The following is a 13,306-nucleotide window of genomic DNA, read 5'->3' on the forward strand; positions in this document are numbered from 1 at the left end:
TGCGACCCCTTGACCCCCAGTCAAGTGCGCTACCAAGCTGCGCTACAGCCCGCCGAATCACACCAATACCGCCTCAGGTGACCCGCCAAGAAACCATACCCGAACTTCCTCGGAAGTGCGAGCCAGCTGCTCGTCGCGCGACAACGTGCTGAACAAGCATCCTTGTATCACCTATTAGTGGGCGGTACCCTTTAGTCATGGAAGATGTCCCGACACAGCTCCGAAAAGGTGCCTTGGAGTTGGCTGTACTGGCCCTGCTCGCACAACAACCGCGATACGCGGTCGAGATTGTTGACGATCTTGCCCAACGGCCGGGCCTGGAGGCCTCAGCGGGAACGATCTATCCGCTACTCACCAGGCTGAAGAACTCCGGTCTGGTGAACACTCGATGGCACGAATCACCGGTGGGTCCGCCGCGCAAGTACTACACGCTGAGCACCTCTGGCGTCCATCACTTCGAGGTTCAACGCGACGCTTGGCTACGCCTGTCGACAGCGCTCATCACACTTCTCAAGGAGGTTCAATCATGAACGACTCCCCCGTTGACGCCTACGTCAACCAAGTCGATCGACATCTCAGACTGCGCGGCAAGGCACGCAAACAGGCGCTCGACGATCTGCGCGACGCACTCAGCGACGCCCTGGATGCCATCGATGATGCGATCGCACTCACCGGAAGCCCCGAGGACTACGCATCGGCACTGAATGATCAGTTCGGCGCCGACGGCCCCCGATTCGCAACCATTCTGTGCGTCCCGAACTCGTTCACGCGCGGTATCGGCCGACGGCTCGCCGGCACCTTCGACCCGTCCAACCCGCACCTGATCATCCCGCGTGTCTTCGGCCTCGGCTGGACGGTCAATATGGGCGCAGTGGCCGTGCGGCTGGGCCTATTGAACCCCGATGATGTGGACGACGAGATCCTCGCCGATGCCGCCCGTCACCTGGGCGCGTCACAACTCGCCGCTGCGGTGCCGATCGTCCTTGCTGCCGCTGCAACCACCCAGTTCGCCCGGCGTCGGCGCTTTGCAGAACAGGCCACTGGCAAATCCCAGACGGCGAACCTTGCTTCTGCGGTAGTCATCAACGCCGTCTGCGCGGGGCTACTCATCGCGTCGACAGACCGTGAGGTGCCTGCTGCGCAGCGGATAACGATGCCCTCAGCGGCCGCCGCGCTTGCCACCGTAGCTGCGGGTGCCAGCGCCCAAAGCGCCGCGCGTCCCGGGAAGAACGCGATCGCGGTTGCCGCGACCGCGCTCATGCTTCCGGTGAGCCTGCTGCTCAGCTACCTGCCCATCCGCGCAGCCCTGAAGCGCAGCCGAGCGTCCGGAACGAAAGAGTGAATTCGGCCGGTACGATCTGACGACGACGCTTCGCTGGTTGAACGCTGACTCAGCCGATCTCGAGCTGCTTCGGGACAGCCTTCAGCGCCTGTGAGATCGGGCAGTTGTCCTTCGCCCATTCCGCCTTGGCCTTGAAACCATCCGCGTCGAGCCCCGGCACATCGCCTGAAACCGTGATCGTGATGCCGGTGACTCCCTGGCCGGCAACGAACGTCACTGCGGCCTGAGTATCGATGCTCGACGGATCGTGCCCGTCCTCGGCCAGTGCATTGCTCAACGCCATGCTGTAACAGGTCGCCAGCGAGGCGGCGAGCAGCTCCTCGGGGTTGGTGGTGCCTCGGCCTGCCTCGGCGCGCTTGCCCCAGCTGACATCGAAGGACGCCACCTGCGATGTTGTCAGTTCGGTAGTGCCCTTACCCTGGAAGAGGTTTCCTTCCCAGTGTGTCGTCGCGGTGCTGGTCGTCGCTGTAGGCATGGGTATATCTCCTTGTCATAGAGCATTTCCACTATCCGTCTAGCCTACCCGGCCGAGGCAAGGCCCGTCAGCACCACGAGCGTCTGCGTCGCACGAGTCATCGCCACATAGCGGTCGATGGTCGGTGCGATGCCCGGCTCCGGATCGGCATCGTCTACCAGGACAACCCGGTCGAACTCCATCCCCTTCGCCGTCTCCGGCGTCAAAGCTTGAACACCAGCTCGTGGCGGATACGTCGACTTGGCGATGATGCAGGTGGTTCCCGCCGCGTTCTGCGAGGCCAGATCATCGACGATGGCATCGAGTTCGCTGACATCGCCGTAGCGGACCGGCACGCCGCTGCTGCGCACCGATGTCGGCACATCGGCATCGGGCAGCACCGAACGGATGACCTTCTCGGCCTCGTCCATGATCTCGATAGGCGTGCGGTAGTTGATCGTCAACCTCGCGACGGCCACCTCGTGGACTCCGAGTGCATGAAGCTTGTCTTCCCAGCTGCCGTGGAACCCCGCTCGGGCCTGCGCCCGATCACCGACGATGGTGAAGCTCTGCGAGGGGCAACGAGCCATTAGCATCTGCCACTGCGCATCGGTGAGGTCTTGAGCCTCGTCCACGATGACATGCGCGAACGGCCCATCGAGCGCGTCCCGCTCGGCCTGCGCGACAGCGTTCTCGTCGAGGAGCCCGGTACGAAAGTCCTCGCCGCGCAGCATCTGCAGCGTGCTGTCCGGGTTGTCATCGGCCGCGAGAATGTAGTCGACGACTTCGTCCATGAATTCGCGCTGCTCCCGGAGCGCCGCGGTGCGCCGTTGGGCACGCATGGACGCCTGCGGATCGCCGATCAAACGGCGAGCCTCATCGAGCAGCGGCAGATCGGACGATGTCCAGGCCTGTGAGTCGTCGCGTTGCAGCCGGACGATCTCGTCGCGGCTCAGCCACGGCGCGCAGCGATGCAGATAGGCAGGCACACTCCACAGATCACCGACCAGTTCGTTCGCCTCCAGGATCGGCCACGCCTTGCTGAATGCGCTTCTCAGCTCGGGATTGTTGAGCAGAGACCGGTGAAGCAAATCGGTTGGGATATCGTCCTCGTTCTTGTCGATCAAGATGTCGATCAGGGCAAACCAGATCTCATCGCGGGCCTCGTTGTGTGGCAGGGCCGGATCCCTGGCGTCGAAGGCCTCGGCCCAATCGTCGGTATCGAGTTCGATCTCGTTCCAGTCCGTCTCCACCATCAGCGCCCGGGTCGGCGGCGCCTCGTAGAAGGCCACCGCCGGGCGAAGCGCCGCCACCATAGCCGCGGACGATTTGAGTGCCGCAACCTCAGGGTCGTGCTCAACCACGGCGGTCGCGCCCTCGGGGACCATCTCGCGCAGCGTGCAGGTCGCCACACCGTCCTCGCCCAGGCTGGGCAGCACATCGGCGATGAAGTTCAGATATGGCTGATGCGGACCGACGATCAGCACCCCACCACGATGCCCGTCCAGGCGCGGATCGGCATAGAGCAGATAGGCGGCGCGGTGCAGCGCGACCACGGTCTTTCCGGTACCAGGACCGCCCTCGACAACCAACGCGCCCCTGGAGCCGGCACGGATGATGGCATCCTGATCCGCCTGAATGGTGCTCAGCACATCGCGCATCCGTGGCGATCGAGCCGCACCCAGGCTTGCGATGAAAGCAGATTGATCGTCCAGTGCGGCATTGCCTTCGAGTTCATCCGAGCGGAAGACCTCGTCCCAGTAGTCGTGGATGCGACCATCACGCCAACGATAGCGACGGCGACTGGCCAGGCCCATCGGATGGGCACCAGTGGCGGCGAAGAACGGTTCGGACGCGGGCGCTCGCCAGTCGACCAGCAACTGGTTGTTGAGATCGTCGCTCAATCCGATGCGGCCGATATAGACCGGTTCACTTCCGGCATCGGCATAGACCATGCGCCCGAGGCAGATGTCGAGACCGAATCGCTGCAGCACGCTGAGCTGCGCAGCGGTGTGACGGATCAGCGAATCGCGTTCGGATGCCTCGCGGCCCTTGCCACCAGGGGCTTTGCGGAGCTCCTCGAGTTGGGTGGTCAGGCCCGCGATACGTTGCCGCAGGCAACCAGAGATCGCAGCGAACTGCTCACGATCCCTTTCGATCAGATTCGGGTCGGCTTTGGCCAGATTCGACAGGTCGAAGATGTCTACGATTTCGGGGGTCATAGCGTGCCTTCCGCTGAGCGCATCACGGGATTGCGAATAGCGCAGCGCCTATTGTGCGCTCAGGTGGGGGCCTTGCGGCAAGCCCCGTGGTGCGCTATAACCTGGAAATGCAAGGACGCGTACCGATCCCCTTCCGCGCGCAACGGTCGGCCGGCCGAATAGCGCAGCCGAGATCAGCGATCCTTGCGCTTTGCCCGGGCCCTGACCTCGATATGCACCGGGCTCCCCGCGAAACCGAATTCCTCACGCAACCGCCGCTCGATGAACCGGACATATTGCGGGTCCATCTGGCCCGAGGTGAACAGCGCGAACGTGGGAGGGGCGGTATGTGCCTGCGTCCCGAAGAGAATGCGCGGCTGCTTTCCGCCGCGCACCGGATGCGGATGGGAAGCAACGACTCGTCCGAGGAAGGAGTTCAGCTGACCAGTGGTGACGCGGGTCCCCCAGCCCTCCAGCGACACCTCGATGCCCTTCGACAACCTGTCGACATTGCGTCCGGTCAGCGCCGAGATGTTCACGTGCGGCGCCCAGGCCCACGCATTCAAATCGCGCTCGATCTCACGGTCGAGATAGCGTCGCCGCTCCTCATCGGTGAGATCCCACTTGTTATAGGCGATCACCAGGGCCTTGCCGGCCTCTTCCACCTGCGACAAGATCTTGAGGTCCTGCTCGGAGACGGGTTCGGAGGCATCAATCACCACCACGCAGCATTCGGCGCGTTCGATCGCGGCCTGAGTGCGCAGCCACGCGTAATACTCGCTGCCGCTGGCCTCCTTCACCCGCTTGCGGATGCCGGCGGTGTCGATCAGCCGATAGTCCTGACCGCCGATGGTCACCAGCTCATCGACCGGGTCGACCGTGGTACCCGAGACATCCGAGACCACCGAACGGTTCGTCCCGGAGACCTTGTTCAGCAGCGACGATTTGCCCACATTCGGTTTGCCGACGATGGCGACCCTGCGTGGCCCACCGACCTCGGTGGGATGAAGTGCATCACCAGAGGGCAGCACCGCCAGCAGCGCATCGAGCATGTCTCCGGAGCCTCGCCCGTGCAGCGCGGAAACCGGCCAGGGTTCTCCCAGCCCGAGGTTCCACATGCTTGCGGCGTCGGCCTCGCCGCGCAGGTCGTCGACCTTGTTGGCGGCGAGCACGACCGGCTTTCGGCTGCGCCGCAACACCTGGACGACGGCCTCGTCCTCGTCGGTGCTGCCGATCGTGGCATCCACCACGAAGATCACGGCGTCCGCCAACTGAATGGCGATCTCGGCCTGCTCGGCGATCTGCGCGGCCATACCTTTGGCATCGGACGCCCAGCCCCCGGTGTCGACCAGCACGAACTCGCGGCCCGCCCAGTCGGCGTCGTAACTCACCCGATCGCGGGTCACGCCGGGAGTGTCCTGGACGACGGCCTCTCGCCGGCCCAGGATGCGGTTGACGAGGGTCGACTTGCCCACATTCGGACGTCCGACCACCGCAACGACGGGTCGCTCGGCGGGCAGTTCAGTTTCGGTGGGCTCACTCACTCGCTCAACGCTACCCGACCGCGCGGCATCGGCGCTCAGGCCGGGTCGGGCGTGCGCAACTGTGCGGGCACCAGGCCGATGACCTTCTCGACGACCTCTTGGAGGGTCAACTCCGTGGAGTCGATCAGCACGACACCATCGGCCGGCCTCTCGAACTGGCTGGACGCGGAATCGACGGCGTCGCGTCCGATCACCTGCTCGGTGACGGTCCGGGCGTCCGCAGCACCGGCCAATTCCGCTTGCCGGCGGGCGATCCGCCGGGCCGGATCAGCCTGCAGCAGCACGCGCAGGTCAGCATCCGGAGCGACCACGGTCGTGATGTCGCGGCCCTCGACGACGATGCGTCCAGCGTCGGCGATGATGGCACGCATTCGCGCATTCAGGGCATTGCGGGCCTCCCGGATGCCCGCATAGCCGGAGACCATCCCCGAGACCTCGGGACGATGCAGCCGATCGGTGACATTCATGCCGTCGAGCAGCACGGCGAAACCGGTAGCCGAGGCTGAGATCTCCATCGGCAGCTGGCGTGCCGCTGCGACCACTGCATCCGGGTCAGTGGCGGCGATGCCATGATCGGCGCACCACAGCGCCAAGGCCCGGTACATCGAACCGGAGTCGAGATAGGCGCAACCGATCCGGGCTGCGACCTCGCGGGAGGTAGACGATTTGCCGGCTCCGCTCGGGCCGTCCACGGCGATCACCAATCCAGGTCGTCTGGCAGCGTTCACGACGATCTCCCTATCCTTGTCCGGGCTAGCCCGATCTCCATCCCCATGCTCACAGCCCCGATGTCGGTCAGGAACGCAAGCCCCAGCCATTTTCGCGAGCCAACTGCCGCAGCGCGTCGGCACGCTCCGGTGCTACATCGATGGACAGATAGCCAGCCGGGCGGTCCGGATCGTGTTCGATCGAGAGGTCCTCGACGTTGACGCCGTTGGTGGTCATGCTGGTGAAGATTTCAGCCAGCGCACCGGGGGCGTCCGGAATCTCGACCACGACCGAGATGACTTCGTTGGGGCGCTTGCCCCGCTTGCCGGGCAACGCCCGCACACCGTCGTTTCCGCGATTGAGCAGGTCGATAACCACGCGCGGATCGTCCAGCGCGCCGATCAGATTGTCCAGATCGTCGCGCATCGCGACCAGCTGTTCGCGAATCAGGGCGGTGTTGGCCGAGACTATCTGGCGCCACATCGTGACGTCGGAGGCCGCGATGCGGGTGACATCGCGAACCCCCTGACCGGCCAACCGTAGGTCGTCGGGCGGCACCTCGGCGAGCCGGGCGGCGGTCAGGCTGCTTACCAGCTGCGGGAAATGGCTGACCTCGGCGACAGCTCGGTCGTGTTCGGCAGGATCCAATTCCCGGATTCGCGCCTGGCAGGTGGTCGCCAGCGTGCGCACCCGTTCGACGGCCCATTCGGGGTTTTCCGGACGGGCCGTGATCACCCAGGTGCGATCGACGAAGAGTTCCGGGCCGGCGGTGAGCGGGCCGGAGCGTTGCGAGCCGGCCATCGGGTGACTGCCGACATAGCGCGCGAGATTGATGCGCAGCGCTTGCAGATCCGATGCGATGCGGGCCTTGACCGAGCCGACGTCGGTGACGACCGCGTGCGGGTATTTTTCCAGGCTCCGCGCGACGACCTCCGCGATCACCGCCGGCGGAGTCGCCACGATGACCAACCTCACCTCGGAGGCGTCCGGGGCCTCCAGACGGCCGGCTCCCCGTCCGGCCGCGACGATCGCATGCGAGCGATCGCGGTCTTTGAGATGCACCACCACTCCGGCCTCGCTCAGCGCGCAGCCGATGGATGCCCCCACCAATCCGGCGCCGATGATCAGCGCCGGCGATATCTGATCGATGCCCACCTCAGTCGTCGCCCGGCGGCCGGTCGAGTTCGGCGGTGCCGATCCGGCGGAAGGTGCGCAGCTGGCTGCGGGTGCGGTCGAGTACGGCCACCTCGAGAGCCACTCCGTCGGAGAAGCCTGCCGAGGCCAGTTTGACGGCGTCGCCCAGGTCGGCGTCGGCCGAGAAGTCCTTGGCGATCGCTGCATGCAGCGTCTCGGCGGCGCCACCGATCACGCTGAATCCGGGCTCGTCGGTGATCGTCCCGTCGAATCCGATTCGGAAGATCTGGTCCCCTGCACCGGCGAGCCCCAGCTCGGCGACGATCAGCTCGACCTCGAATGGCTTGTCGACCCCCGAACTGAAAGCCGCCCCCAGCTGTTGGGCATACTGATTGGCCAACCCCCGTCCGGTGACGTCGCGGCGATCGTAGGAGTAGCCGCGCAGGTCGGCGTATTGGATGCCCGCGATGCGCAGGTTCTCGAATTCGTTGTAGCGGCCGACTGCGGCGAATCCGATGCGGTCGTAGACCTCGGAGACCTTGTGCAGGGTATGGCTGGGGTTCTCCGCGACGAAGGCGATGCCGCAGCGATATCGCAGCACCACTACTGAGCGTCCTCTCGATATCCCCTTCCGGGCGAATTCCGCGCGGTCTTTCATCTGTTGCTCGGGAGCAACATAGAACGGCAGGCTCACAGCGTCTCCAGCACTCGGGTGGTGATATCGGCGACCTGGTCGCTGCTGAGCTGGCGCACGCCGCGGGCGCTGGCGCTCATCACGACCGGGAAAATATTGCGGGCCAGGTCCGGCCCTCCGGTGGCGGAGTCGTCGTCCGCCGCGTCGTAGAGCGAGCGGATGGCAGCTGCGATCGCATCGTCCTCGCCGAGATCGCGATGATGGGTCTTCTTCAGCGAACCGCGAGCGAAGGCCGCACCCGATCCGATGGCATGAAAACCGGTCTCCTCATAGCGTCCGCCGGTCGCGTCATAGCTGAAGATGCGACCCTGCCGACGCTCGATGTCCCAGCCGGTCAGCATCGGGACGACGGCCAGCCCGGCCATCGCCTTGTCGAGATTGCCACGCACCAAAGCGCCGAGCCGGTTGGCCTTGCCATCGAGGCTCAGCGGGATGCCCTCGACCTTCTCGTAATGCTGCAATTCCACTTGGAAGAGCCGGACGAGCTCGATCGCGATGCCCGCCACGCCGGCGATCCCTATGACGCTGTACTCATCGGCGGTGAAGACCTTCTCGATGTCGCGCTGGGCTATCAGATTGCCCATCGTGGCCCGGCGATCACCGGCCATCACCACGCCGCCGGTGAAGGCGGCCGCCACGATGGTGGTGCCATGTGGAGCGAGTTGCGGGCCATCGGTCATCGCCGGCAATGATTCAGGAGCGACGCGCGCGACAAGGTGCGCGAACGAACTGGTGAGTTCGAAGGTCCCGGAGCTGTCCATGATTGCCAAAGCCTACCCCGACGACCGGTTGCGTCTCCGGTCCGGTTCACACATAGCAGCAGAGCCACCACAGATCACTCGCCGGTATTCCCGCGATGGCTGCGTTGCAGAGTAGTTCAACGTGTCGTGATCGCCTTGCGACAAGCGGAATAGCTATGCTATGAGTCAGCTATGACGACTCCGTATCGACGCGCGTGATAGTCGATCGATTGAGGGAGCAAAGAAATGGTTACGCATGCGCCGCGACGCCCCAAGGTATCCAGGCGGGCCGTTGCCGTTGGGCTCCTGGGTCTGCTGCTCGCGGGTTGTGCCGAGCCGGCCGGCACACCGGATTGGACGCCGCCGGGGTGGGATGATCGTCCGGGCGTCCGACTGGTCGCCCTGGATGCCGGGGCCGAGACGAGTCTCAATGATCTCGGTTTCGTCAACGGCCGGATACGTAACGATGCCGCCGCCTACCAGGCTCGCTATGTGCAGATCCCGGGCGCCGACGAATTCAACAAGCGCGTCGATGCGGTGATCCGGCAACCGTTGGCCGGTGTCGCCTTCACACCGGAGGTCTTCCCCGTGGGTTCGGGTCTCGGCGATCGGGGGTGCGTGACCGGCTCGATCAGCTGGGATGCCGATCGCGTGTTGACGGATCCGCAGACAGCTCCGGCCGGTGGGACGGGAACCGCGATCACCTGCGATGTCCTTGCCGCCTTCGGATCGACGGTGGCCGTCGCGATCCGCACCGTGACCGGCGCCGCCGGTGTCGCTTCGTCCGACCAGAAGGTGGCTCTCTACGTCGATCTCGCCACCGATACCGTCACTGATTCCGGGGACCTGTGGACGCCGGATGCAGCGTCCGAACTGTGGATCAGAACCGTCGAGCAGCTACGCCGCGACGCCGGCGGCGTGAGCACCGCGCCGATTACTGCACCGCCGGACGATCAGATCGCGCTCGCCGCGCAGGCGTTCATCGATCTCCACGAAGAAGCCGACGGGTCGGCGCTCCTGGTGTTGCCCGCCGGCATCGTCTCCCCCGAGTTGGCCGGACTCGGCATCGAGCAGACGGCCGAACCCGTGTCCGTGAGCGTTGACGGCGAGTTGCTCGACAGTTGGCAGAGTGAGACGGCGTCGGCACTGAAGCAACAGCGGGGCGCGCCGTTTGCCGGCATGCCTGCCTGGAGTCCGAGTCTGCCGGTCGACTGCTCGCTGCTCAGCTGTGTGGCGGTGACCTACGACGACGGCCCCGGCAGCTTGACCACCCAGCTGATCGACACATTGAAGGCCGAACAGGCCGGTGCCACCTTCTTCGTGCAGTGCAAGAACGTGAATCTGATGCCCGATGTCGTCAAGCAAGTGGCGGCCAACGGATACGAGATCGGTAGTCACACCATGACCCACCCCGACCTCACGAAGCTGCCGGAAGACAAAGTGAAGTCCGAGGTGAACGGCTGCGGCAGCATCGTCACCGGAATCACCGGCAAGCCGGTCACGATGTTCCGGCCGCCCTACGGTGCGGTCAATTCCACCGTGATCGCCGCCGTCGGCAAGCCGGCGATTCTCTGGTCGATCGACACCAACGATTGGCAGGATCCCGGCGCCGACGCGCTCGTCCAACGGTCGGTACCGAACGCAAAGCGTGGCGACATCATCTTGTTCCACGACACGCACGCCGGCTCTGTTCAAACAGCCGAACAGGTCATCTCCGGCCTCAAGGATCGCGGTCTCACTCCGGTCACCGTGACGCAGTTGTTCAGCGGATCGGTTCCGGCGGGGCGGGTGTCCAATCGATGAGTAAGGACTACTACAAACCAAGACGGCGATTGAACAGGACCCGAAGATTGATCCGGACGATCGTCGTCGTCCTCTTCCTGATCGGGCTGGGCTATGCGGCGACTCTGGGCCCGGTGGCTGCGGCGCGTGCCAAGGCGGAGGTTTCCGACGGCACCCAGCCGGTCGCGGTCGGCGCCGATTTCACCGTGGTTCCCGCCCAGGGGTGGCTGAGTGAGCCGCTCGTACACGACGTGCTCAAGCTGCCCATCTTGCCCGACCTGCACTCGTGGGCTGTCTATTTCGGCAACCAGACCGGCATGCTGCTGCGTTCTCCGGACCGCCTGCTCACCGTCGAGATCGACACCCATGGGGCGGGCGCTGCCCCGGAGGCCGAGGTCTTGCTTCGAGATCGTGCAGCGGAGATCCTGGGCGCCGGAACTGACCAGCCCGCGGTACGCACCGAAGCATTGGTTTCCGGCACCACCATCTGGCACATGGACGCGGCCTCGTCGCTGCTGGCCGTGATTGAGTGCGACGGCGACCTGGTGAGCGTGGCGGCCGAGCGCACCGATGGCGAACCGATAGATGTCTATCGGCCGGCGATCGGACAGCTCATCGCGACCATCGAGTAGCCAGGGTCGGCCCTGGATCAGATTGCTCCCAGTTGGACGCTTGCGCTCAGCCCAACTCCTCCGCCCTGGTGCGGTTCGCCGCCAGATGCTCCGCGCGCACATTGCGCGGGATCGGACCCGCATAGTCGGGCCCGTAGGCGCCCGGTGCCGGACGACGCTTCCGCAATGGCGCCGTGACACCAGGAGCCATCCGCCTGGTCATCACAAGGAAGCCGGTATGCGCTGTGGTCGCATGCCCGGGCCTGATAGCCAGCCCCTCAGCATGCCAGTCCCGCACCATCACCTCTGACGCCACGGGTTCGATGAAGCCACCATGGGCACGCACGGTGTCCATGACGCGTCCCATCTGTGTGGTGGTGGCCACATAGCAGCACAGGATCCCGCCCGGCTCCAAGACTGCGGCGACCGCCTCCAGACAGTCCCACGGTGCCAGCATGTCGAGGATGGCGCGATCGATCGGTTCGTCGGCGACGACGTCGGCGAGATCTCCCAGGGTGAGTGTCCATGACGGATGTGGACCACCGACGAACTGCTCGACATTTGCCCTGGCCACGTCTGCGAACTCGGAGCGCCGCTCATAGCTGTGCAGACGGCCGGTCGGCCCGATCGCGCGCAGCAGCGCCAGGCTGAGCGCACCGGATCCGACGCCGGCCTCCAGCACCCGGGCGCCGGGGAAGATGTCGGCGCGCATCAGAATCTGCGCGGCGTCCTTCGGATAGATGACGGCCGCTTCACGAGGCATCGAGACCATGAACTCATTGAGCAACGGCCGGAAGACCAGGTATTGCAGTCCGCCGACGGTTGTGACGACCACGCCTTCGGGTCGGCCGATGATGTCGTCGTGCAGAAGACCACCCTTGGTGGTGTGGAAGGTCTTTCCGGCCTCCAGGAGCAGCGATTTGCGGTGGCCCTTGGTGTCGGTGAGCGAGACCCACTCCCCTTCGCACAGCGTTCCGGTGTGGACGCCCGAGTAGGCGGCGGGGTCGATGTCAGCCACGCGCTATATTCCCTTCACCTGGTGCCAGATCCGGTTGAGGTCGTCGACGGAGATGCCGGCCAGCGTAGGAGTCAACAGCTGCCCGGGGTACTCGTCGAGTTCCTGAATGCTGGGCACCGCGATGACGGCCGCGCCGGCCGCTCGTCCGGCCTCGGTGCCGTAGATGGAGTCCTCGACCACGATGCAGTCCGCAGCCGAAGCGCCGAGACGCTCAGCTGCCAGCAGGTAGCTATCGGGGGCCGGCTTGCTGCGCGGCATCTCGTCGCCGGCGATCACGATGTCGAAGACACCGGCAGGCATCTTTGCCAAGGCGGCATCGATCATGGCGCGCGGGCTCGCCGAGACGAGCGCCATCGGAATACGACGGTCGTGAAGACCCATCAACAGCTCGCGCGCACCTGGACGCCACGGCAACGGCTGGGAGTTCAGCCGGCGGATCACCCCTGCGGTGATCTGCTCCCAGAGTGCTCGCCCTGTCATGGGCGGTGGCTCACCGTGCTGAGCCTCGTAGGAGGCGAAGTGCGCCCGGATCGAGACATCCGCCGACACCCCGCACAGCCGAGCGAGATCCTCGTGTCGGGAGGTCACTCCATAAGACGCCATCGTCTCGATCTGGGAGTCGATCCACAGCGGTTCGGTATCCGCCACCGTGCCGTCGAAATCCCACAGCACGGCGTGTGGTCTGATCTGGCTTTGCACCGACCCATTGTCGCAGCCGGACGGCGTCCGGGCGAATCGTCGTTCGCAACCGACCCGCACATTCGGGCCGATCTTTCGAAATACTGGACAGACCCGCCAACCCACCCGTATCTGAAGGGACCGTCTCGTATGAGCAGCAACGAACCGAAACCTGCTTCCCTGCAAGGATCGCAGCCCGGTGATCAGCAAGGGCCTACCGCGACACCCACCGTGGGCGAGGGGAACCGGCCGCCAAGCAGAACACCATCGCCGCCTCCGCTCCCGATGAACACCGTGGCCCCGCGACCACCGCAAGCCCTACCCATCGCCGCCACCAAGGAATCAGGCTTCAAACAACCCTTCGCGAAGGGTTTCGGTGCGGGCCTCGGACTCACCGCCG

General features: G+C 65.1%; 13 protein-coding genes. 4 read left to right on the top strand and 9 right to left on the bottom strand.

Annotation, left to right across the window (positions count from 1 at the left end; translation table 11 throughout):
* Positions 1-197 precede the first annotated feature (197 nt).
* Entirely contained in the window at positions 198-530 is a 333-nt protein-coding gene (locus tag AAFP05_RS02895; protein ID WP_341728354.1) for a PadR family transcriptional regulator, read from the top strand.
* The gene (locus AAFP05_RS02900) at positions 527-1,342 is read left to right on the top strand and encodes a DUF5808 domain-containing protein (protein ID WP_341728355.1); all 816 of its coding nucleotides are present in this window, start codon (positions 527-529) and stop codon (positions 1,340-1,342) included. The genes AAFP05_RS02895 and AAFP05_RS02900 overlap by 4 nt, the downstream gene beginning before the upstream one ends.
* 49 nt (positions 1,343-1,391) lie before the next feature.
* Here the strand turns inward: AAFP05_RS02900 and AAFP05_RS02905 are convergent, their stop codons facing one another.
* From AAFP05_RS02905 to prcB, 7 genes are all read right to left on the bottom strand, one after another.
* The gene (locus AAFP05_RS02905; protein ID WP_341728356.1) at positions 1,392-1,817 is read right to left on the bottom strand and encodes an OsmC family peroxiredoxin; all 426 of its coding nucleotides are present in this window, start codon (positions 1,815-1,817) and stop codon (positions 1,392-1,394) included.
* A gap of 44 nt (positions 1,818-1,861) precedes the next feature.
* Positions 1,862-4,018: an RNA polymerase recycling motor ATPase HelR gene (gene helR / locus AAFP05_RS02910; protein ID WP_341728357.1), complete on the bottom strand. Its 2,157-nt coding sequence runs from the start codon at positions 4,016-4,018 to the stop codon at positions 1,862-1,864.
* 173 nt (positions 4,019-4,191) lie between these two features.
* Positions 4,192-5,541 (bottom strand): ribosome biogenesis GTPase Der, encoded by a 1,350-nt coding sequence (gene der, locus AAFP05_RS02915; protein ID WP_341728358.1) that lies wholly within the window; start codon positions 5,539-5,541, stop codon positions 4,192-4,194.
* A gap of 35 nt (positions 5,542-5,576) precedes the next feature.
* Entirely contained in the window at positions 5,577-6,269 is a 693-nt protein-coding gene (gene cmk / locus AAFP05_RS02920; RefSeq protein WP_341728359.1) for a (d)CMP kinase, read from the bottom strand.
* A 67-nt stretch (positions 6,270-6,336) separates the two neighbouring features.
* Positions 6,337-7,404, bottom strand: a complete 1,068-nt coding sequence (locus AAFP05_RS02925; protein ID WP_341728360.1) for a prephenate dehydrogenase — start codon at positions 7,402-7,404, stop codon at positions 6,337-6,339.
* Position 7,405: 1 nt separating this feature from the next.
* Positions 7,406-8,077 (bottom strand): proteasome subunit alpha, encoded by a 672-nt coding sequence (gene prcA, locus AAFP05_RS02930; RefSeq protein ID WP_341728361.1) that lies wholly within the window; start codon positions 8,075-8,077, stop codon positions 7,406-7,408.
* Complete coding sequence (gene prcB, locus AAFP05_RS02935; protein WP_341728362.1) at positions 8,074-8,838, bottom strand: proteasome subunit beta; 765 nt, start codon at positions 8,836-8,838, stop codon at positions 8,074-8,076. Before prcB ends, prcA begins: the two co-directional genes overlap by 4 nt.
* 225 nt (positions 8,839-9,063) lie before the next feature.
* On the opposite strand from prcB, the gene AAFP05_RS02940 reads away from it, so the two are divergent.
* Both AAFP05_RS02940 and AAFP05_RS02945 read left to right on the top strand, forming a co-directional pair.
* A complete protein-coding gene (locus AAFP05_RS02940) occupies positions 9,064-10,620 on the top strand; it encodes a polysaccharide deacetylase family protein (RefSeq protein ID WP_341728363.1) in 1,557 nt (518 codons plus the stop codon).
* Between the two features lie 47 nt (positions 10,621-10,667).
* Positions 10,668-11,231: a hypothetical protein gene (locus AAFP05_RS02945; protein WP_341728364.1), complete on the top strand. Its 564-nt coding sequence runs from the start codon at positions 10,668-10,670 to the stop codon at positions 11,229-11,231.
* A gap of 46 nt (positions 11,232-11,277) precedes the next feature.
* On the opposite strand, the gene AAFP05_RS02950 is transcribed toward AAFP05_RS02945, so the two are convergent.
* Together AAFP05_RS02950 and AAFP05_RS02955 are read right to left on the bottom strand one after the other, a co-directional pair.
* On the bottom strand, positions 11,278-12,228 hold the full coding sequence (locus tag AAFP05_RS02950; protein ID WP_341728365.1) for a tRNA (adenine-N1)-methyltransferase: 951 nt from the start codon (positions 12,226-12,228) through the stop codon (positions 11,278-11,280).
* 3 nt (positions 12,229-12,231) lie between these two features.
* Complete coding sequence (locus AAFP05_RS02955) at positions 12,232-12,927, bottom strand: HAD family phosphatase (RefSeq protein WP_341728366.1); 696 nt, start codon at positions 12,925-12,927, stop codon at positions 12,232-12,234.
* Positions 12,928-13,306: the final 379 nt, after the last annotated feature.

The organism is Brooklawnia sp., from assembly GCF_032229645.1.
GTDB lineage: Bacteria > Actinomycetota > Actinomycetes > Propionibacteriales > Propionibacteriaceae > Brooklawnia.